The sequence below is a fragment of the Streptomyces sp. S.PB5 genome (assembly GCF_030403745.1).
Lineage (GTDB): Bacteria > Actinomycetota > Actinomycetes > Streptomycetales > Streptomycetaceae > Streptomyces.
Window position 1 is genome coordinate 203,529 of sequence record NZ_JAQMWP010000016.1, and the last position, 20,778, is coordinate 224,306.

Consider the following 20,778-nt stretch of genomic DNA (forward strand, 5'->3'; position numbering starts at 1 on the left):
AAGCGGACGGCGAGTTTGTCGAACCGGGCGGCCATCGCCCGGCTTCCCTTGAGGCGGTCAATGCCGCATTCGACGGCATGCCGGGCCCTGTCTGGGCTGCGTTCTTGGAGGTGTTCTCACCCGAGAGGCGCACGACGGCACGGTCCGGGGTGGACTCGGCTCTGAGCCGACGGCCCCGGAACGGATGCAGCAGACGACTTCCCGCGCCGAACAGCCTGTGATGCCCGCGGTGTTGCCGCGCCGAAGAAGGACAAGGCATTCGGAGCTCCAGGGCAGAGGAAGGCCAACTGCAGACCAGGCTTCCCGGCGCATCTGACGGTCAGCCTGGGCGCAGGTCACAGCACCCGCCGCTTGGGCGGCCGACGGTTGAGCCGATCGGGAAACGCGGGCTTCGCATCCAGCCCTGCCGGCAACGTTGCCGGGATCCGGCAGCATCACGCAGTTCACTGTGCCTATTAGTGATCTGTCAAAAACGCGTCAAGGACAGGTAGGGTTCCCTCCGGTGTGCCGGGAAGCCTGGTCGGCGAACAAGGGATAAATCTCTCTTCCGATCGGGGGTGGCCGTCATGGTGCTTGTGGCGGTGTTCGGCGTCGCGTTGCTGGTTGCGGTGCTGTTGTCAGGCCTGGCGGCACGGACCGTGCTCTCCACATCCTTCCTCTTCCTGGTTGGTGGAGCCCTGGTCAGTGACGGCTTCCTCGGACTGATCCACATCACCCCGGACAGCGAGATCGTGTCCGCGACGGCGGATCTGGCGCTGTTCGCGGTGCTGTTCACCGACGGCATGCACGTCTCCTTCCCCAAGCTGCGGGCGAACTGGCGCAACCCGGCCCGCGCGCTCGGTCTCGGTATGCCTCTCGCGTTCGTCGGCATGGCCCTGATCACGCACTTCCTGGTGGGTCTGGACTGGACGACGTCCTTCCTGGTGGGTGCCGTACTGGCGCCGACCGACCCCGTGTTCGCCTCGGCGATCGTCGGGCGCAAGGAAGTCCCGGCCAAGCTGCGGCAACTGCTGAACGTGGAGAGCGGCATCAACGACGGGCTCGCCCTGCCTGTGGTCCTCATCCTGATCGCCGCGGCGGGACCGACCTCCGGGCACGCGGAGGCCGACCTTGGAAAGATCGCGCTGGAGCTGGTCCTCGGCCTGGTCTTCGGCATCGTGCTGCCCTTCGTCGTCATCGAGCTCGTACGGTTCCGACTGCTGGGCGCCGAGCCCAAGCTGCAGCCGCTGCTGCCTCTCGCGATCGGCGTGATCCTGTACGCGGTCTGCCACCTCACGCACGCCAACCCCTACCTGGCCGCGTTCTCGGCCGGCGCGGTCCTCACCGCACGGTCGCTGGAGGCGAAGGAGGCGTTCGAGCCGCTCGGCGAGGCGCTGGCGGAGCTGGCCAAGTTCGCGGCCCTGCTGGTGTTCGGCGCGCTGCTGACCCCGCAGCTGTTCGGCGACCTGTCCTTCGGCGGGTACGTCGCGGTGGTGCTCGCGATCGTGCTGATCCGCCCGGCTTCCCTGCTGATCTCGCTGCTGGGTACGACCATCTCCCGCAAGGAGAAGCTCGTGGCGGCCTGGTTCGGGCCGAAGGGCTTCGCCTCAGTGGTCTACGGCCTGCTGGTGCTGCAGTCCGGGATCCCGCAGGCCGAGGAGGCGTTCACGCTGATCGCCGTGTGCATCGCGTTCTCGATCATCGCGCACAGCTCGACGGACGTGCCGATCGCCCGCGCCTTCGACGTCGATGAGCTGGCCGGTATCCCGGAGCCGCACAAGAAGGACACCCAGCCCGCGGAGATGCATGCCGATGCGCGCCCATGACCTGGTCAGGCCCTATCCCACCGTGTCCGCGGACGACGACGCTCTTGTCGCCGCCCGTCTGGTCGTACGGCATCAGCTCCCCGCGCTGCTGGTCCTCGACCGCGACGGCTACCCGTACGCGGTCGTGCCGACCGCGCGCGTGATCAGCGCGTTGCTGCCCTGGTACCTGCGGGAAAGCCCGGTTCTGGCGGCCGAGACGGACGACCACTTCGACGAGGAGGCGCGGGAGGCGATGCACGGGCGCTCGGTGGCCGAGTGGCTGCCGCGTGGGCGCCTCACTCCCCCGGTGGTCGGGCCGGACGCCTCGCCCGCGCAGATCGCCACGCTCATGGCCCGCAAGGACTCCCCGCTCGTCGCGGTCGTCGAGCGTGACGCCGACCAAGCCTCGGTGACCGGCGCGATCACCGCGACCGCCCTGCTGGAACACTTCATCGGAGGATCGTGAACGACTGGCACAGCTGGGCGGCGGTCGTCGTCTTCGTCGGCGCGTACGCCCTGATCATCAGCGAGAAGATCCACCGGGTCGCCGTGGCGCTGGGCGGCGCGGGCCTGATGCTGGCGATCAGGGCGGCCGACGACAAGTCGGCGTTCTACTCCGAGCACAGCGGCGTCGACTGGAACGTCATCTTCCTGCTGATGGGCATGATGATGATCGTCGGTGTCCTCAAGAAGACCGGCATGTTCGAGTACCTGGCGATCTGGTCGGTGAAACGGGCCCGGGCCAAGCCCTTCCGGGTCATGGCCATGCTGGTCGTCATCACCGCGGTCGCCTCCGCCCTGCTGGACAACGTCACCACCGTCCTGCTCATCGCGCCGGTGACCCTGCTGGTGTGCGAGCGCCTGGCACTCCCGGCGACGCCGTTCCTGATCGCCGAGGTCCTCGCCTCCAACATCGGCGGCACCGCGACGCTGGTCGGCGACCCACCCAACATCATCATCGCCAGCCGCGCCGGTCTCACCTTCAACGACTTCCTGGTCCACCTCGCCCCGATCGTGGTGGTGCTGGTGGTCGTTCTGCTCGCGCTGTGCCGGGTGATGTTCCGCAAGTTCTTCGTCTACGACGAGGACCGCGCCGCCGAGATCATGACGCTGGAGGAGCGCGAGGCCATCAAGGACCCCCGTCTGCTCATCCAGGGCCTGATCGTGCTGGCTCTGGTGGTGGCGGGGTTCGTGCTGCATCCGGTGCTGCACTACGAGCCGAGCATCGTCGCCCTGCTCGGCGCCGGACTGCTCATCGCCGTCTCCACCGCGGAGACCGGTGACGTCCTGAAGGAGGTGGAGTGGCCCACCCTGGCCTTCTTCGCCGGGCTCTTCATCATGATCGGCGGCCTGATCGAGACCGGCGTGATCTCGGAGGTCTCCAAGTCGCTGGCCGACGCGATCGGCGACAACGAACTCGGCGGCTCCATGATCCTTCTGAGTGCTTCCGCCATCCTGTCCGGCATCGTCGACAACATCCCGTACGTCGCCACCATGGCCCCCATCACCAGCGACCTGGTGCAGAACATGGGCGGCGGCAGCGACCACGTCATGTGGTGGGCCCTCGCTCTCGGTGCCGACCTGGGCGGCAACGCCACCGCCATCGGCGCCTCCGCCAACGTCGTCGTCCTCGGCATCGCCGAACGCAACCGCCAGCCCATCTCCTTCTGGCAGTTCACCAAGTACGGCCTGGTCGTCACCGTCGTCACCGTGGCCATCGCCCTCGGGTACGTGTGGCTGCGCTACTTCGCCCTCACCTGACCTGTCGCCACGCACCGGAAGGAGTCCTGCGCATGGATCCGACGCTGATGGCGCCCGTGGCCGTCATCGCCATGCTGGTGATCCGAACCGCCCGGATGGAGATCCACCCGGGAGGCACACGTCGGCACTGGTCCTTCCTCACCAACCGTCAAGCGGTCGCGGCAGGATCCGCAGCGACTCTGCTCCTGTCCGCGGTCGGCCGGCGAACGGCCGGCCACGTATGCGTGGCGTGGGCGCTGCTCGCGGGGACCTCTGTCGCCCACATAGTCAGCCTCTCCACGAGGTCCGACTCTGCAAGAACGAGGGCGAAACGGCAAAGCCCCCGGGACGGGTGATCCGAGTGGACCCAGATGAACCCATACCTACGTGGTTATGGAACTCAGACACCCCGACCGAGTTCGTCCTGCTCGATCAGGGCGGTCTCCTCGTGGGACGGCTGCGCTTCCGCGTCTGCCACGAGTGCCGTACGGGACGGATTCTGGACGTCTGGGTCCATGAATGCCGACAGCGTCAAGGGCTGGGACGCGACCTCGTCCATTCCCTGCTCGCCCAGCGTCCCGGCTACCAGTGGAGCACGACGCTGCAGACCCGGGACGGACGGGCCTTCTTCACCGTGATGACACGAGAGACGAGCGTGGCCCTCCCTCACAGCGGCCCCTTGTGCTCTCACCTCATGGGGTCGTTCCGGCGAACATGGCAGCGGCTGCTGAGTCGCTCACCACCGTACTGAACTCGGTCCCGTCTACATGTCCCGGTCGTCGATACGGCCGATCCCCGCTCCCTTCCGATGTGGTGGAGGCTGCGGGCACAGCGCCGCGTGTCGCGGATACGCCGGGTGGCGGCCGACTCGATCCGGTGTCCCTCCACACTGGTCCCGAGCCGTCGGCGTTCTCGCCGGACGAGCACTCCGATCGCCCAGGCCACGAGCGCAGCCAAAGCAGTACCGGGGATCACCACGAGTGCCATAACCTCTCCTGTCCGGCGTGAGCCACGCGTCCATCCTTCGGGTTCGACGCGCCCGGTTCACGGGCCGTCCTCGGCACAGTCGCAGACCAACTTCCTTCCGTGCTCTGGCAGTCACGTGCAGGCCCGCGTCTGCGGCCGGTCGATTCCCGGCCGCCATCAGGATGCTGTCGGCACGCGGCCTGCGCCTTGCCCGGCGTCGACTCTCCGAGTACGGGAGCAGTCCGTGCCGGTGATGGATGCCGCCATGGTCGGTCAGGATGCACACAGGCAGCGGCGCACGCGTCGGAGTCGTCCGACGTGCGCCAGGAGGCGAAGTACGCATTGGGCTGCGAACCCTGCCCTTGTGCGCGCGCCCGCGTGTCACCGGCGGCGCCGGTGGCCCTGGCCCCGCTGGTCGATCAGACTTCGCTGTCCGGCCAGCCGAGCAGCCGGGCTCCGATCACCGCCGTCTGCAGGGTGTACCGATGGACGGAGTCGGCCGGGTTGGCGCCGGTGAGCTTGTGGATGCGCTCCAGGCGGTAGGTGAGAGCGCGCACACTCAGGTTGAGGCGACGGGCTGCCTCAGCCGCGACGCACCCCGAGTCGAAGTAGGCGGTCAGCGTGTCGACGAGCTGCTGGGCACCGCCGCGCGCGGACTGCAGCGGGCCCAACGTGTTGCGCACGAGATCGGCCATGGCCTGTCGGTCGCGCGTCAGGACCGGGTAGACGAGGAGGTCGGCGGCGTGCAGCACCGGCTCGTCCAATTGGAGCCGCTCGGCGAGGTCGAGGGCGTTGAGCGCCTCTTCGTAGGAGTGGACGACTCCCCCAGCGCCCGGATGCGGGCGCCCGATGCCCACCTGCCCCCCGTCGGTGACCGCGTGTGCCTGCTTGGCGAAGAACGCCAGGACCTCGTCCTGGTCGCCGGGAGCGATGCAGACCAGTCGCCCGTCCTTCGTCGTGATCAGGATGCGCCGCTCGCCGAACCTGCTGATGAGCGCATGCTCCACCTGCCGGGTGGCCGGATGCATGTCCTCGACCGGCTTGCCGCCCTGGGCGACGGCGACAGCGTGCGCCCGCGACAGGAGCAGTCCGAAGCGTTCGGCGCGCTCGGCCAGGCGACCCAGGTCGCTGCGGCCGTACAGCAGGTCGTCGATGAATTCCCGCCGTGCCGCTTCCTCCTGCCGTACGGAGAGCCTCTGCGCCCTTTCATGTCCCTCGGCGAAGGCGTCGACCGCCTGTTCGACCACGGCCAGGATGCGACTGGCTTCCGTGGCGGAGAGGGTGGGCCAGGTTTCCCGGGTGACGGACAGGTGCCGGCGGACCAGGGCTCGCAGCCCGTAACCGGCGTCGGCGGCACGTTCACCCCGGGTGCGGAGCGACTCCAGCTCGTCCCGCGTGAGGCGGCGGCCTGTCGCACACACCTCGGCAAGTATCGGGGCGTAGCCCTCCAGGTACTCGTCGGGTACCTCGCGCCCGGTCACCCGGCCTCCTCTGTCCTTGAAACTCTGTTGTCGTATTCCTAACGCACGGCGGGACAAGAGTGGCAGACCCCGCGTCGGTGCAGGGATCCGGCATGAGGAGCACGGCAAGGCTGACGGTGCAGGGCGGTGCGGGAACAGCGGTCCGAGTGCCAGGATGGAACGGGCGGAGGCGGAGCAAGACCGGTGCCGGGCTACGGAAAACCAGCACCGAAACCTCCCATCCGTCGGCGGTTCGGTCCTCCTGCGGCGTGCCGAGATCCCCAGGCCTGTTTACGCCGTGCTGGCCGTGGCGGTCCTGGCCGGTTCCATGGTGCTGGCTTATGGAGACACTCGCGTGGTGATGCGGCTGCGGTGAGCGTTGCGCGTTGCTGTGCCCTCTGAGGCGAACGGTCGATATGCCATAAGTTGCTTGGTTTCCTTCGCGTTTCACTGGTGCGGGCGTCTGCCCGCACCTGATCTGGAAGGCAGGGAACCCATGAGATGGGCCACCCGACACGGCGTGATCGCCCTCGCCACCCCCTCCGGCGCGGTGGCTGTCACGGCGCCGGCCTACGCCGACTCCGCGGCGGACGGATCCGCGGCCGACTCACCCGGGCTGGTTTCCACCAACGCCGTCCGGCTGCCGGTGCATGTGCCGGTGAACGGGTGCAGCAACACGGTCAGCGTCGTAGGGCCTCTCAACCCCGCAGCGGGCAACTCCTGTGCCGAGGACAGTGCCGAGAAGGAGCCGGCCGGAGCGAGCGGCGGGGCCACCTCTGCCGGTGATACGCAGGATTCACCGGGTGTCGCCTCCGGGATCGGGATCCAGGTGCCGGTGGATCTGCCGGTCAACGTCAGCGGCAACACCGTGAACGTGGTCGGTGTCGGCAACCCGGTTCTGGGCGGCGCGGCCGTGAGCGGCGACGAACCCGTCGAGCCGCCTTCCCAGCCCGGCCGTTCGCTACCCGAGCCCGTCGACCAGGGCCCGCCTCCGTTCAACGGTGACCCGTTCGAGCCGCCCATGACCCACGCCGACCCGCACTCGGCACACACCGGGCGGCCCAGCAGATTCTCGGCGTGCCGTCACACGCTCCCTCCCGTTTCCTGTATCGCGCGTTGCGGTGCGACGGCGACCAGTGCCTCGGCGATTTCGGACTGCAGTTGTTCCGCGTCCCTACGGAGCAGCTCCGGTACCTGGCTGTTCCACTCCCTCGCCGCGTCGTCCAGCGCCTCGGCGAAGACCCCGCGTACCCGTCGGCCGATGATGGTCATGGCGAGCGGCAACAGCAGCCGGGCGAATGATCGTCCCTTGACTCGCGCGGTGACCGTTACGCGCCATCGGCCGTCGTCGGCGGGACGCGGTACGGCGCTCAGTGTGGCTGAGGCCAGTGCGTGGTCGAACTTGCCCGTGAAGGCCGTGGCCCTCGGAAGGCCCCGGCCCGCTGCCGACGACCACCACTTCCCCAGGTCAAGGCGGAGACGTCCGGTGCCCGCAGCGTACTTCGCCCATGTGCCGCCGCCTGCGCGCAGCTTGACCGACAGGCTTGCCTCACGCAGCCGTTCGCCGCTTGCAAGCCACAGCGTGCAGGCCATATGGCCGGGGCCGTCGGGATCGTCGTCGAGTACAACGAGCTCCACAGCCGTCCTGCGCTTGCGGTCCCAGGCCAGGATCGTCACCGTCACGTCAGGGTCCGGCCCGCTGTTGTCGTCGTTCTGTGGGTGGTAGCGCGCGCCCGGACGTAGGTGACCGCCCTCGGCGAGGAGCAGTTCAGGCAGCCGCCGTCCGTCGGGCAGCCGCAGCCGTGTCCCCTCGGCCTCGATGCCCTCGGCGACGTCGTGGAGCGCGCGGACACTCGACTCGAACCAGCGTCGGGGCACGGCGGCGACGGTCACGGTGTGCCGGAGACGAACCATGCGTCAAGGGTGGCTGCCGAGTTGCCGCGCGCGCAGTGGTGCGGCCAGGCAGTGATGGGCCGGTTTCCTTGCCGGGTTCCGGGCGTTCTCCTCAGTGCTCCCGGTCGCTTGAACCTCCGGCGGCCTCCGCGTCGCCGTACTCTCCGAGCCAGCGGGCGAGCTTGCCGCGGCGGCCGATCGCACGCAGGCGGTGTTCGGCTGCCTGCCGCACCTTGGGCGTGGTGATCAGGAGGAGTTCGTCACCGGCGCGCAGCACGGTGTCGTGGCCGGGGACGATGGTGGCGCTGTCGCGGACGATCAGCGTGACCACGGTCGGCGACGGCAGGCGCAGTTCGAAGACGGCGACGCCGTGCAGGCGTGATCCCGCCGGGATGCTCACGGTGAGCAGGTCGGCGTCCAGCGTGTCCAGCGGAGCGGCTTCGACCTCGATGTCGCGCAGGGCGCCAGGTCTCGTCAGGTGCAGCAACCGGGCGACCGCGGGCAGACTGGGGCCCTGGACGACGGTGAAGATGACGACCAGGACGAACACGATGTTGAGCAGGTCCCGGGCACCGCTGACGCCTTCGACGATGGGATAGGTGGCCAGCACGATCGGTACGGCCCCGCGCAGCCCTGCCCAGGAGATGAAGCCCTGCTCCCGCCAGGGGATGCGGAAGGGCAGCAGGCAGGCCAGCACGGACAGGGGCCGGGCGGCCAGCAGCAGGACCAGGCCGATGGTGACTGCCGGGCCGATCGCCGCGGGCAGTTCACTGGGGTCCACCAGGAGGCCGAGCATGACGAACAGACCGATCTGGGCGAGCCAGCCCACCCCCTCGGCGAAGGACCGAGTGGCGGCACGGTGCGGCAACTGGGCGTTGCCCAGGACGAGTCCGGCCAGATAGGCGGCGATGAAGCCGCTGGCGTGTGCGGCACCGGCGGCGGCGAAGGCGACGATGCCGAACCCGACCGTGGCGAGCGGATACAGACCGGTGGCAGGCAGCGCGATGTTGTGCAGGGCGGCGGCACCCAGACGCCCGATGACCAGACCGAGCACGACACCGACGGCAAGCTCATAGGCCAGATGGCCGACGACGTCTCCCGGGTCGGGCAACTCCGCGGTGGTCGTGCTCAGAACGAGCACCAGGATGACCGTGGGCGCGTCGTTGAAGCCGGACTCGGCTTCCAGCAGGCCGGTGACCTTCTGTGGCAAGGGCAAGGACCGCAGTACGGCGAACACGGCGGCGGCATCGGTCGAGGAGACGATCGCGCCGAGCAGCAGCGCCAGATGCCAGTCCATGCCCAGCAGCCAGTGGGCGCCGGCCGCGGTGACCATGACGGAGACGGCCACCCCGGCAGTGGCCAGTACTCCGGCGGGCAGGAGGAGACGCCGGACGTCGGCCCAGTCCGAGGTCAGACCACCTTCGACCAGGATGACGGCCAAGGCCGCCGTGCCCAGGGCCTGCGCCAGCTGCGCATCGTCGAAGCGCAGGCCGATCGCGTCCTCACCGACGATCACGCCGACCCCCAGGAACAGCAGGAGACTGGGCAAACCGGCCCGGTGGGCGGTACGGGCGGCGGCGATGCTGGCGAGCAGAACGGTGCCGCCGACGAGGAGCGTCAGGTAGAGGTCGTGCAAGGTCACCGTGCGGACCCCGTCCCCGTTCCCGGCCGATCGCCGGTCATTCCTCCACAGGTCACAGGCCCCTCCTCGCCCGGCGGCCGGCCGATGCGGTGTTGCTGACAAACCGCACGAGGGCACGATCACCATCGCCGCCTCGATGATCAGCACATGGCGGACACGCCACGGTAACGCGGTGAGATGACCGTTCCCGTCACCGGACGGGGGTGCGGCCCCTGCTCCCGACGTGCGATATACGCTTCCGGCGGTTCTGAGGGGGCAGTCACGCGGGGCGGCAGGGCGCAGCTGCGTAGGGTGCCGGGGACGGCGGGGCACGGGCTGAGAGGCCGGGGCGGGGTATGGAGGATGAACGGCTTCGGCGGGCCGGGATCGTGCGGTATTGGCGTGCGGAGGAAGCCCTCGACCGCGGCCAGGACCCGGCCCTGCATCATGTCGATGTGGCGACGGGCATCGTCGTACTGGAGCATGTCGTCCATGTACCGGGTCGAGTAGGCCTCCCGCAGACTCACCGGCCCCATTCCGGGATCTTGTGCAGGGTTCTCCTTGTCACCCTTGGGCCGTTTGAACAGCCGGCCCACAAGCCAGCCGGTGTCCACGGCCGCGAGATACGCGGCGCGTCGCTTCCAGCCCCAGCCCACCTGGGCCGCTTCCGTCTCGGCCTTGTGGAGCCGGGGGTGAAGCGGGTTGACCACGTGCAGACGGAACACGACCCACAGGTAGTGGTTCTCGTAGGCGAAGCCACGAACAGGGAGGCCACCAACTCGCCGTCCCACGAGGTCATCCGCACGCACAGGAAGCGACGGGCGATCTTCGGCGCGCGCTGCGCGTCCGCTGCCCGCACGCCGTCGTGGGCCAGGGTGACCAGTCCTTCCCACCGCTCACGCGTCAGCATGCCCCACCGCTCCGCGGAGATCGCCGCGACACCGAGCACCTCCTGCGCGCTGTCGGGGTGGAAGTCCGGCAGCGGATCGATGGGCCGTTGCAGCTCTCGGGCCACATGCGCGTGCAGGTCGTCCGGGGTGAACCGGACGACCCCGTCACCGGTCCGGGACCCGGCCAGCAGCTCCTCCACGCTGGGCAGGGACCGCAGGCGGCTGTTCCCGTCCGCAGGCTCCTGTCCGTCGTCCCCGTCCTGCGACTTGGCGGGCATCACGTCGATACCGATCTGGGTCTCGAACCAGACCTTGCCCGCCCCCACGAAGTGGTACTTCGATCCTGCGACATGGATCTGGTTCTGATACGGCACCACCTCGCCGTGCGCCCCGTCGCGGATCCGCTCGACCGCGCTGCGGAACCTGCGCGGCACCCCCGCACCCCACGCCTCGCGCTCATCGGCACCGATCAACGCGCGCAACCGCCGCCGGGCCAGCACACGGTCCGTGCAGTAGGCCGCCCACAGCCCGACCAGCACGATCAGCGGAGCGAGGTAGGCCAGCGGCATGAATATCCACAGTCCACCTGCCACGCAGGCCACAGCCATAATGGCGCGGCGCAGCCACAGGAGCCGTTCCGCCTGCGCGCACGCGGTGAGCACGGCCTCCAGGTCGAAACCCTGCGACGGCACCGGCCGCGCGTCGTCGGCTATCCGGCTGCGTATCCAGCGCACGTACTCATGGCCGACTCGCACCCGCGGCTGTTTGGGATCAGTGGGCTCCTCGTCGTCCAGCAATGTGTCGAGTCTGTCCTTCTCCCCTTCGACCGCCCGCTTGGCAGCCTGCTCCGGGCGCCGCAGCCGGACCTTCTCCGATGTGAGCTTGTCCCCGAGCTACTTGGCCTGTCCCTTCCGCCACTTGCGCAGCTTCTCGGCGAACTCCTCGGCTGTGTCCGGCCGCAGGTGAGCGGCCGCGCACAGTAGGCGCGTGGGCTCCGTCATCACGTCCGAGGCGTCACTGGCCCGATACGGGCCATCCGGCCCAAGCACCGGCACCGCCGGCACCTTCAACAGTGACGCTCTGTCTACCCGCCCGTTCGCGGACCTTGCCGAATCCGTGGCCATGCCCCGCCCCCCTCAGCACGAGGAACGATCGTGCCGTACACGGACCGGCTCTGCCTCCCGCGCCTGGGCTCCACAATCCGGCCAAAAACCAAGGGAGTTGACGGGCTGAAGAGAAAACGAGAGCCCTCGTGCCTCAGGAGTCTGTGGCACGGGGTCGGCTTCGCGGTTGCGTGCCCAGGAGCTCGGCCAACCCCTGTCGGGTGGCGGCCACCACGACACGATCCTGCGGGCGCAGCACATAGCCGGGGTGAAGGTCCCAGACCAGACCACTCGGATGCTCCGTACCGTCGTACGACGGGGACACCGCCAGGTCGGGCAGGCGCTCGTCCGGGGCGGCGGAGTCGATGGCCAGGACGCGCCACATGCCGGCGCGGAACGACTCGGCGACTGTGCGGCCCTCCAGCTGTGGATGGCCCGCGACGTCGAGCGCGGCGAACACGAGGACGCGGCGCTCGACGGGGATCGCGCCGAGGATCCGCCGGCCCATCATCGCCCCGGCGAACGCGGGGGCGGCGAGGGTGGATACGCTCCGGCTGCGGGTCAGGGCCTCGGGGTGGGCCGCGCGCAGGGTGCGGTAGACGGCGAGGGCGAAGGTGTCGTCGTACAGGCGCAGGGACACGCGCAGGCCGGGTGCCACCGAGCGGGCGTACAGGGCCGCTTCGAGGTTGGTGGTGTCGCTGCTGGTGACGGCGAGCAGGGCGTGCGCGCGGTGGATCTTCGTCGCTTCCAGCACGCCTTCCTGGGTGACGTCTCCGATCACCGTGGGCACGTGCAGGCGGCGGGCCAACGGGATGCCGCGCGCTTCGGGGTCCTCTTCCACGCACACCACCGGGATGCCGAGTTCGTGCAGCCGGGCCAGGACGCGAGTGCCGACCTTGCCGAGGCCGAGCAGGACGACATGGCCGGACAGGCCACGGGGCGGGCGGCGCAGCGCGGAGGCGGTGCGGAAGGTGCCCAGGCCTTCGAGTACGGCGGCGAGGAGCACCGGCAGCAGGAGCAGTCCGGTCAGCCCCGACAGAAGTTGCAGGACCTGACGGGCGACGGGGTCGCCGACGGCGGGGTCCCCGATGGCGAAGATGTCGAGGAGGGTGAGGTAGGCGGCGTGCAAGGGGTGGTCGCCGGTGGTCAGCCAGGACGCCACCGCCAGACCCAGGACGCTCAGGACGAGCCCGGCCAGGGACCAGCGCAGGCGGCGCGAGAAGAGTGAGCCGAACGGTAGGCCGATGCCTCGGCCGGGGGGCCACTCAGGGCCGTCGTGGGTGACCGTCTCCAGCACGACGGTGCCGCGGCCGGACGCGGCGGCGACAGTACGGTCGTCGGGCAGCAGTTGCGGTCCGTCCTGGCCGCTGGCGTCCGAACCCTCTGCTCCCGCCGGGTCGTTGGCGGTGGCGGACAGCAGGGCGAGCGTGCACAGACCGGGATCGGTCACCTCGCCGCGTCCTGGTGGGGTGCGTTCCACGGCCCGCAGCAGCAGGCCGTCCGCCTGTACGACCTTGCTGGTTCCCGTGACGGCCGTCGCCGCCAGGGCGGGGGCCGCGGTGTCCGCGTCGGACAGGACGGTGGTGGAGGTGTCCAGCGCCTCCGGATCGAGGCCGGGTGAGGCGACCGCTGCGGCCTGGTCCAGCAGGTCGGCCAGGTGCTGGCCGAGCTTGCGGTCGTAGAGCCGGATGACCAGGCGCAGGCGGGGGTTGAGACGGCGGGCGGCGAGGGCTGCACGGATGTTGGTCTCGTCGTCGTCATGGACGAGGGCGAGCGCGTCCGCCCGCGCCACGTCGGCCTCTGTGAGCGCCTCCTCGTCGAGCACCGGCGCCTGTAGAACGCGGACATCTGGTGCGGCCTCGGAGTCGGCGGCCCGGTTGACGGCCCCCTGCATCCGGGCGAGCAGGGTGGCGGCCCGCGCCCGGCCCGCCGTACCGGTTCCGGTGTCGCCCGTGCCGGGCAGCGACGGTACGACGACGGTGACCCGCATGCGGTACAGCTCGCGCAGTTCGGCTGCCAGGCGTTCGGCGAGGGCGTCGTCGCCGCAGACCACCATGTGTCTGGCCAGCGCCGGCCGTCGGGCCTGGTCGGGAAGTGCCGGCACCCGCCTCATGCTGCGCGCCTCCGTCCGGCCATGCCCTTCCCGGTTGTTGTGCTGTGCCTGGGTCGCTCCATCTGTTGTCCTTCCCCCGATGCCGGTGCAGACGTGGCGGCTACTGCAGGGCACCGCGGTCACCACCGGACCCGATCATGACGTATCCCAGACATCGCGACCGCCGCCTGGGTATCGCACTCCGGCATCAACGAGGCGTAAGGACTGCCGGAACACGGCAATGCGGCGATGCGCAGCGCCGGTTCACAATGATCTCGGCGCGCAAACGGGTGCGTCCTGATGCCTGGCTCCGGCAACTGCCGTACGAGCCCGGGCGCCGCGGCACCATTACTTGGGGGTGATGATCCGTGGAGGTTGTCGACGCTGTCGCGCAGTTCCCCACCGTCATCTTCACCTCTGCCCTGGTGGTGACACTCGTCTTCTGGCTCCTGGTGCTGCTGGGCCGGGCCGGTGTACGCGACTTCGACGCCGACGCACCGGCACTGGCCAGGGCGTTGGGAGAAGCGCCCCTCACTGTGTCGGCCTCCCTCGCCGCCGGGAGCGGGTGGCTGGTCAGTCTCGCCGGAACACTCGTCATGGGCCCTCTCGGCCTGACGGGGCTCGGCGCCGCCCTGGCCCGCATCATGCTGCTCGCGCTCTCCTTGGTCGCTGCCTGGTCGGCGGCGCATGTTTTCGCCGGTCCGCTCGCCAGGGCTTTGTCTCGGTCATCTCGGTCTCGCCAACGGCACTTGGCGAACGCCGCCCCGTTCGACCCTGGCAGTCGTCGCGCTCGCGACTGATCAAGCCGCCCGCGGTGGAGCCGTGGGCCATGCCCGGCGCGCACGGACGCGGCCGACAGGGCCGTCTCGCCCTGACGTCACAGTGTCAGCTCTTCGCAGACTTCAAGGATTTCGTATGGATGCCACTGCTGTGGCCGCCGCCGCCGTCCTGCTCGTCACGACAGGGACCGCACCGACCTCGCTGCCTCCAGGAGTCCTGTCCGAGGAGGACGTCCGGTGCGGTTCGGACGCTCGAAAGGGGCACGGCAGCCGCGCGATCAGCCACGACGGCAGGCAGTCGACCGAAGCCCACCCCCGCCCCGCGGCGGAGCCGCATGTCGCCACAGCCTGCGGAGTGCTCAGCGCCCCTCACCCACGCTCCGGCGCCTGCCCGACCAGCTCGGACAGCACGTCCTCCATGGTCACGAACCCGATCACCGTTCCCTGCTCCCCCAGCACCGCCGCGAGATGGCTGCGCTCGCCGCGCAACGCCGTCAGCGCGTCGTCCAGCGGGGTGTCGATGCGCACCCGGGTGACCGGATGCAGGGCGCCAGGTGGGAAGGGACGGTCACGGTCGGCCACCCCGAGGGTGTCCTTGATGTGCAGGTAGCCGAGCAGGGCGCCGTCCCCGGCGGTGACCGGGAAGCGGGAGTAACCGGCGTCGGCGGCGATCCGCTCCAGCCGGGCCGGGGTGACGGAGGCGTCGACCGTGCGCATCTTCTGTGCGGGGACGAGGATCTCGCCGACCGGCCGGGTGCCGAGCTCCAGCGCGTCCCGCAGCCGCTCCCCGTCGGCGGGCGACAGCAGTCCGGCCTCGCTCGCGTCGATGACCATGCGGGCGAGCTGGTCGTCGGTGAACACCGACTCGACCTCGTCCTTCGGCTCGACGCGCAGCAGCTTCAGCAGGGCGTTGGCGAAGGCGTTGATGCCGAACACGATGGGCCGCAGCGTCTGTGTGAGGGCCACCAGGGGCGGACCGAGGAGCAGCGCGGTCGGGACGGGCGCGGCCAGCGCGATGTTCTTCGGGACCATCTCGCCGATCAGCATGTGCAGATACGTCGCCACGGTCAGCGCGATCACGAAGGCGACCGGGTGCACCAGGCCGTGCGGGATGTGGGTCGCCTCGAAGCCCGGCTCCAGGAGGTGGGCGATGGCCGGCTCGGCGACCGCGCCCAGGACCAGCGAGGACGCGGTGATGCCGAGCTGGGCCGTCGCCATCATCGCGGAGAGGTGTTGCAGGCCCCACAAGGTCATACGGGCCCGCTTGTTCCCCTCCTGGGCGAGCGGTTCGATCTGACTGCGGCGCACGGAGATGAGAGCGAACTCACCGCCGACGAAGAAGGCGTTGGTCAGCAGGGTCAGGGCGCCGATGACGAGTTGCAGCGTGGTCATCGCCATTCCTCCCCCGCCTGCGCCGGCACCTCGACCGGTGCCGGTTCGGTGATACGGACGCGGTCGGCGTGATGGTGGTCGACGTCGAGGACATCAAGGCGCCAGCCGTCCAGGTCGAGGACGTCCCCCTTGGCCGGGATCCGAGCCAGCCGGGTGGCCATGAGCCCGGCCACGGTCTCGTACGGCCCCTCCGGCGCGGTCAGTCCTATGGCGGCGAGTTGATCGAGCCGCAGCCCGCCGTCCGCCTCCCACACCGCGCGCCCGTCCTCGCCCGCCTGGACGGCCAGCAGGTCGGGCACCTCGACGGGATCGTGCTCGTCCCGTACCTCGCCGACGACCTCCTCGACGATGTCCTCCATGGTCGCCACGCCCGCCGTACCGCCGTACTCGTCGATGACCACCGCCATGGTGCGCGTCTGGCGCAGCCGCTCCAGCAGCCGGTCGGCAGTGAGGCTGTCGGGCACCAGCAGCGGCTCGGTGGCCAGCTCGGTGACTTGGGTGGTCGCCCGCTGCTCCGGGGCGAGGGCGAGGACATCGCGGATGTGGACGGTGCCGACCACCTCGTCGAGGCTGTCGCGGTAGACCGGGAAGCGGGACAGTCCGGTGGCGTGGGTGAGGTTGGCGGCGTCGGCGGCCGTGGCGTGCGTCTCCAGGGCCTTCACGTCCACGCGTGGGGTCATGACGTTCTCGGCGGTCAGCTCGCCCAGATGCAGTGTGCGCACGAACAGTTCGGCGGAATCGGCCTCCAGGGCGCCCTCGGCGGCCGAGTGCCGGGCGAGCGCGATCAGTTCCTCGGGGCTGCGAGCGGAGGCCAGCTCTTCGGCGGGCTCCAGGCCGAAGCGCCGTACGAACCGGTTCGCGGTGCTGTTGAGATGCCGGATGAACGGCCCGAAAGCGGCGGTGAAACCGCGCTGTGGACCGGCGACCACCTTGGCGACGGCCAGCGGCCGGGAGATCGCCCAGTTCTTCGGCACCAGCTCGCCGACGACCATCAGCACGACGGTGGAGACCACCACGCCCAGCACGGTCGCCACGGTTGAGGCGGCCCCGCCCGGGCCGACCGCCGCCAGCGGACCGCGCAGCAGCGCGGCGAGCGACGGCTCGGCGAGCATGCCGATCACCAGCGAGGTGACGGTGATGCCGAGCTGAGCGCCGGAGAGCTGGAACGTCAGACGGCGGACGGCCTTCAACGCGCCCTCCGCGCCCCGTTCCCCCGCCTCGGCGGCTCGCTCCAGGTCCGAGCGCTCGACCGTGGTCAGCGAGAACTCGGCCGCGACGAACACCGCGCAGGCCAGCGTGAGGAGTAGCGCCACCAGGAGCAGCAGGATCTCGGTCACCGTGCCACCCCCGTTCCCTCGTGGAGGCGGGACACGGCACGGCCGGTACTGGGAGGCTCACCCATCGGGGGACCAACGCTCCTTCTGAAGGTCATCTGCTTCTACACCCACTGTAAAGGAGCCGCAAAGTATCGCTCCCCCGGGATGCGGAGAACCACTTTTCGGCCGTTCCTGCGCCATGGGCGTGGAGCAGGCTCGTCCAGCGCACCGCCACCCATATGCTTCTACGCAACTGTAGAAGGGCCTCGCGCCCGGAACACGAATGCACATGAAGGAGTGAACGCCACGATGGTGTTCAAACGACTGCTCGGCTCGCTCGGCGTGGGCGGCCCCACGGTCGACACAGTCCTGGACCCGGCCCCTGTCCACCCCGGCGGCACGCTGACCGGCCAGGTCCATCTCCAGGGCGGCAACGCCGACTTCGAGATCGAGCACATCACCCTGGAACTGGTGGCACGAGTCGAGGCCGAGCACGAGGAGGGCGAGAGCGAGGGCGTCGTCGTCTTCGACCGCTTCACCGTCGGCGGCGGCTTCCGACTCGGCGAGGGCGAGCAGCGCAGCGTGCCGTTCCGCGTGGCGCTGCCGTGGGAGACGCCGATCACCGAGCTGTACGGGCAGGGCCTGGGCATCGTCCTCGGCGTGCGGACCGAGCTGTCGGTGGCCAGCGCGAAGGACAAGGGCGACCTGGACCAGCTCAACGTCACGCCGCTGCCCGCACAGGAGGCGATCCTCGAAGCGCTCGGGCAGCTCGGGTTCGGCTTCAAGTCGGCGGACCTGGAGTACGGACACATCCGCGGTACCGGCCAGCAGCTGCCCTTCTACCAGGAGATCGAACTCACCCCGGCCCCGCAGTACGCGCGCCAGGTCAACGAGATCGAGCTGACCTTCCTCGCGAACCCCGGCGGCCTGGAGGTGATCCTGGAGGCCGACAAGCGCGGTGGGTTCTTCTCCGAGGGCCATGACACGGTCACCCGCTTCACGGTCGGGCACCATGACGTGCGCGACTGGAACGCCGAAGTCGAGGGCTGGATGCGGCAGTTGGTCGAGCACCGGGCATCGTACGGCTCCCACGCCGCATACGGACACGAAGGCCACGGCGGGCACCACGGATACGGCGACCACCACGAGGGTCACCGCTCCGGTCCCGGCATGGGCACCGTCGTGGCCGCGGGCGCGGCCGGTCTCGCCGTCGGTGTGGTCGGCGGCATGGTGGCGGCCGAGGTGGTCGACGAGGTCGGGGACTTCTTCGAGGGCGACGACGAAGGCGACGAGGAAGAGGAGTGACGGAAGGGGAATGACGGAACCGGCCGGAACTTATCCGCCCCGCCGTTAGTTTCTACATCGCTGTAGACCTTGCTGTAGATCTTGATCCCTTACGACCCTCCGGAGTTCTCATGGCCCTGTGGGACCGCCTCAAGGAGTCCGCATCGACGATGCAGACCCAGCTCGTGGCGAAGAAGAACGACCTCAAGAGCGGCGCCTTCCGTGACGCGAGCATGGCCATGTGCGCCCTGGTCGCCGCGGCCGACGGCACCGTCGACCCCTCCGAGCGGCAGCGGGTGGCGCAGCTGATCGCCACCAACGAGGTGTTGCAGAACTTCGACGCGACGGACCTTCAACGGCGCTTCGACGAGAACCTGAACAAACTGACCGCCGACTTCGCGTTCGGCAAGGTGAGCGTGCTGCAGGAGATCGCCAAGGCGAAGAAGAAGCCCGCCGAGGCGCGTGCCGTCATCCAGATCGGCATCGTCATCGGCGGCGCCGACGGCGACTTCGACAAGACCGAACAGGCCGTCGTCCGCGAGGCATGCTTCACACTGGACCTGCCGCCGCACGAGTTCGACCTCTGAGCACTGCCCGCCGCGCTGAGCGGCGAACGGCCCCCGCACCCATGCCGATTCGAGGGTGCGGGGCCGACCCGCAGGACATCTCGGCGGACCCCGTCAGGAGCACCGCGGACACCAGTGGAACAACGCAGACTCTCGCTGGCCGGAACCACATGGCCAAGGTCAGCGGATTCTTCGCCCTGGGCGCCGTGGGTTTCCTAGGGAACTTCGCCACCGGCACCGCCTGGCTCAACCCGGGCATCTTCGTCGCCTTCGCCCTGCTGTGCCCCCTGATCGCCATCCCCACGGTCCATATCGCCCTCCCCCACTCTCGGCTTCGCTCGAGCGGGAGGTACCCCCATCGCGGTCACCGCTTCGACGACGAAGGCCGCGGCCCGGCACTGGCCAATATCCTCACCGGCTGGCTGACCCTTATCGTCTGTCTGCCGGCGGTCCTCGTCTTCGTCGGCCTGATCGCTGGGCTCGCCGTGCTGGTCGACAGCGTCTGACCGCGCGCCTGACTGCGTCCGATCGTGTCAAAGGGGCGTAGCCGCGTGCAGGATGAAGATCATGGTCACGGCGGAATTCGCGGAGGCCATCGCTGATACGGCCGTCCCGGCAGCGGCGCCCCACACCGCGAGGCCCACCGCGGTGAACACCGACGGCCAGCGCCGCCCTACGGGCGCGGGCCCCAGCAGCGCCGCCACCCGCCGCGGCACCGGCCCCGCCGAGGCCAGACCGGCCAGCGTGGCCAGGGGCGTACCGCGCGACACCAAGGCGGCCTTGCCGATCGCCAGCGCCACTGTACGACGGCTGCCGACCACCGCAGCGGCCTCCTCGTCGGCCCAGCGCTCCGCCGTGTACGCCACCGCCGTACGCAACGGCCGCAGGAACGGATTGGCCCGCGCCGCCAGTTGAACGGCCAGCAGATGACGGTGGTGACGGGCGGCGAGATGGGCCCGCTCATGGGCGAACAGAGCCCGGCGCTCGGCCGGTTCCAGAGAGTCGAGCAGCGCGGTGGTCACGACGATGCGGTCACGGTGGCCACCGGGCAGCGCGTACGCGTAAGGGACCGCGTCGGGCAGGACGGCGACCTCGGTACCCGGCAGCCCGGCGAGGGTCCGGTGCGCCCCGCGCCGGACCCGGCCGTGGCGCCACAGCGTCCGACCGCAGACCAGGGCCACCGCGCACAGTGCGGGGATGGCCGCACGACCGGCGACCTCGTCGTACGGAACGGCCTGACGCACCTCCGGGTCGGACCAGCCGTCCGGCAGCGGGTTGCCGGGCAGCTGGGCGGTGCCGACGACCATGAGCAGCCCCAGGCACACCGTGCTGCACGCGGCCATCACCGCGGCCACGCCGGTCAGCAGCCGGGTGGCCGTACGCGGATGCAGACGCTGCTCGGCGAGACGGGCGACCGGCCACGCCGTGAGCGGCAGGACCAGCGGCAGAAAGACGAAGACCCCCATGAGGCGTCAGTCTTCCCCCTCGTCACGGGGGTGCCCCAGCAGATCGCGCAGCAGCCGTTCGTCGTCGGGACCCAGACCCGTCACGAAGCTGGCGAGTACGGCCTCCCGGTCCCGTTCGGCGTCCAGCACCCGGCGCATCTTGTGGGCGGCCAGGCCCGCCTGGTCCGCGACGGGCAGCCAGGCGAAGGACCGGCCGTCCCGCTCGCGCGTGACCGCGCCCTTGCTCAGCAGCCGGGTCAGGATCGTGATCACCGTCGTATAGGCGAGGCCGCTGCCCAGGCGCTCCTGCACCCAGCCGGCCGTCGCCGGCCCGTCCGCCTCGCGCAGCGCGGACAGCACCAACGCCTCCAGCTCACCCTGCCCCCGTCGCCGGGAACGCTGCCGGTGTTCCGTCACGCCCTGCCTCCCTTCCACTGCCGCGCACTT

The 20,778-nt window shown here is 69.9% G+C and carries 17 protein-coding genes and 1 pseudogene; 9 read left to right on the forward strand and 9 right to left on the reverse strand.

Annotated features, from left to right (window positions below):
• Nucleotides 1–566 precede the first annotated feature (566 nt).
• From PH203_RS35910 to PH203_RS49775, 4 genes are all read left to right on the forward strand, one after another.
• Complete coding sequence (locus PH203_RS35910) at nucleotides 567–1,805, forward strand: cation:proton antiporter (protein WP_289925589.1); 1,239 nt, start codon at nucleotides 567–569, stop codon at nucleotides 1,803–1,805.
• Nucleotides 1,792–2,250: a CBS domain-containing protein gene (locus PH203_RS35915; RefSeq protein WP_289925591.1), complete on the forward strand. Its 459-nt coding sequence runs from the start codon at nucleotides 1,792–1,794 to the stop codon at nucleotides 2,248–2,250. The genes PH203_RS35910 and PH203_RS35915 overlap by 14 nt, the downstream gene beginning before the upstream one ends.
• The gene (locus PH203_RS35920) at nucleotides 2,247–3,545 is read left to right on the forward strand and encodes an ArsB/NhaD family transporter (protein ID WP_289925593.1); all 1,299 of its coding nucleotides are present in this window, start codon (nucleotides 2,247–2,249) and stop codon (nucleotides 3,543–3,545) included. The genes PH203_RS35915 and PH203_RS35920 overlap by 4 nt, the downstream gene beginning before the upstream one ends.
• A 220-nt stretch (nucleotides 3,546–3,765) precedes the next feature.
• Nucleotides 3,766–4,275 (forward strand): GNAT family N-acetyltransferase, encoded by a 510-nt coding sequence (locus tag PH203_RS49775; protein WP_354671293.1) that lies wholly within the window; start codon nucleotides 3,766–3,768, stop codon nucleotides 4,273–4,275.
• 634 nt (nucleotides 4,276–4,909) lie between these two features.
• Here the strand turns inward: PH203_RS49775 and PH203_RS35925 are convergent.
• Nucleotides 4,910–5,971 carry a helix-turn-helix domain-containing protein gene (locus PH203_RS35925; RefSeq protein WP_289925594.1) on the reverse strand — a complete coding sequence of 354 codons (1,062 nt, stop codon included), beginning with the start codon at nucleotides 5,969–5,971 and terminating at the stop codon, nucleotides 4,910–4,912.
• Nucleotides 5,972–6,446: 475 nt separating this feature from the next.
• Between PH203_RS35925 and PH203_RS35930 the strand changes: the two are divergent.
• Nucleotides 6,447–6,851: pseudogene (locus PH203_RS35930) on the forward strand (chaplin); the annotation flags it as partial.
• Nucleotides 6,852–7,033: 182 nt separating this feature from the next.
• On the opposite strand, the gene PH203_RS35935 reads toward PH203_RS35930, so the two are convergent.
• The 4 genes from PH203_RS35935 to PH203_RS35950 form a co-directional block, all read right to left on the reverse strand.
• The gene (locus tag PH203_RS35935) at nucleotides 7,034–7,864 is read right to left on the reverse strand and encodes a hypothetical protein (RefSeq protein ID WP_289925596.1); all 831 of its coding nucleotides are present in this window, start codon (nucleotides 7,862–7,864) and stop codon (nucleotides 7,034–7,036) included.
• Between the two features lie 91 nt (nucleotides 7,865–7,955).
• Nucleotides 7,956–9,485: a potassium/proton antiporter gene (locus tag PH203_RS35940; RefSeq protein ID WP_289925598.1), complete on the reverse strand. Its 1,530-nt coding sequence runs from the start codon at nucleotides 9,483–9,485 to the stop codon at nucleotides 7,956–7,958.
• A 502-nt stretch (nucleotides 9,486–9,987) separates the two neighbouring features.
• On the reverse strand, nucleotides 9,988–11,151 hold the full coding sequence (locus tag PH203_RS35945) for a hypothetical protein (protein WP_289925599.1): 1,164 nt from the start codon (nucleotides 11,149–11,151) through the stop codon (nucleotides 9,988–9,990).
• Nucleotides 11,152–11,611: 460 nt separating this feature from the next.
• Entirely contained in the window at nucleotides 11,612–13,513 is a 1,902-nt protein-coding gene (locus PH203_RS35950; RefSeq protein WP_289925667.1) for an NAD(P)-binding protein, read from the reverse strand.
• Between the two features lie 404 nt (nucleotides 13,514–13,917).
• On the opposite strand from PH203_RS35950, the gene PH203_RS35955 reads away from it, so the two are divergent.
• Complete coding sequence (locus tag PH203_RS35955; RefSeq protein ID WP_289925600.1) at nucleotides 13,918–14,349, forward strand: hypothetical protein; 432 nt, start codon at nucleotides 13,918–13,920, stop codon at nucleotides 14,347–14,349.
• Between the two features lie 348 nt (nucleotides 14,350–14,697).
• On the opposite strand, the gene PH203_RS35960 is transcribed toward PH203_RS35955, so the two are convergent.
• Nucleotides 14,698–15,720, reverse strand: coding sequence for a hemolysin family protein (locus PH203_RS35960; protein WP_289925601.1), 1,023 nt, complete (start codon nucleotides 15,718–15,720; stop codon nucleotides 14,698–14,700).
• Nucleotides 15,717–17,057 (reverse strand): hemolysin family protein, encoded by a 1,341-nt coding sequence (locus tag PH203_RS35965; protein ID WP_289925602.1) that lies wholly within the window; start codon nucleotides 17,055–17,057, stop codon nucleotides 15,717–15,719. Before PH203_RS35965 ends, PH203_RS35960 begins: the two co-directional genes overlap by 4 nt.
• A gap of 288 nt (nucleotides 17,058–17,345) precedes the next feature.
• Between PH203_RS35965 and PH203_RS35970 the strand changes: the two genes are divergently transcribed.
• The 3 genes from PH203_RS35970 to PH203_RS35980 all read left to right on the forward strand — a co-directional run bounded on the left by PH203_RS35970 (nucleotide 17,346) and on the right by PH203_RS35980 (nucleotide 19,392).
• Nucleotides 17,346–18,341 (forward strand): sporulation protein, encoded by a 996-nt coding sequence (locus PH203_RS35970; protein ID WP_289925603.1) that lies wholly within the window; start codon nucleotides 17,346–17,348, stop codon nucleotides 18,339–18,341.
• Between the two features lie 110 nt (nucleotides 18,342–18,451).
• Nucleotides 18,452–18,907: a TerB family tellurite resistance protein gene (locus PH203_RS35975; RefSeq protein WP_289925604.1), complete on the forward strand. Its 456-nt coding sequence runs from the start codon at nucleotides 18,452–18,454 to the stop codon at nucleotides 18,905–18,907.
• Nucleotides 18,908–19,056: 149 nt separating this feature from the next.
• Nucleotides 19,057–19,392: a hypothetical protein gene (locus PH203_RS35980; RefSeq protein ID WP_289925606.1), complete on the forward strand. Its 336-nt coding sequence runs from the start codon at nucleotides 19,057–19,059 to the stop codon at nucleotides 19,390–19,392.
• A gap of 27 nt (nucleotides 19,393–19,419) precedes the next feature.
• Here the strand turns inward: PH203_RS35980 and PH203_RS35985 are convergent, their stop codons facing one another.
• Both PH203_RS35985 and PH203_RS35990 read right to left on the reverse strand, forming a co-directional pair.
• A complete protein-coding gene (locus PH203_RS35985; RefSeq protein ID WP_289925607.1) occupies nucleotides 19,420–20,352 on the reverse strand; it encodes a M56 family metallopeptidase in 933 nt (310 codons plus the stop codon).
• Nucleotides 20,353–20,358: 6 nt separating this feature from the next.
• Nucleotides 20,359–20,748 carry a BlaI/MecI/CopY family transcriptional regulator gene (locus PH203_RS35990; RefSeq protein WP_289925608.1) on the reverse strand — a complete coding sequence of 130 codons (390 nt, stop codon included), beginning with the start codon at nucleotides 20,746–20,748 and terminating at the stop codon, nucleotides 20,359–20,361.
• Nucleotides 20,749–20,778: the final 30 nt, after the last annotated feature.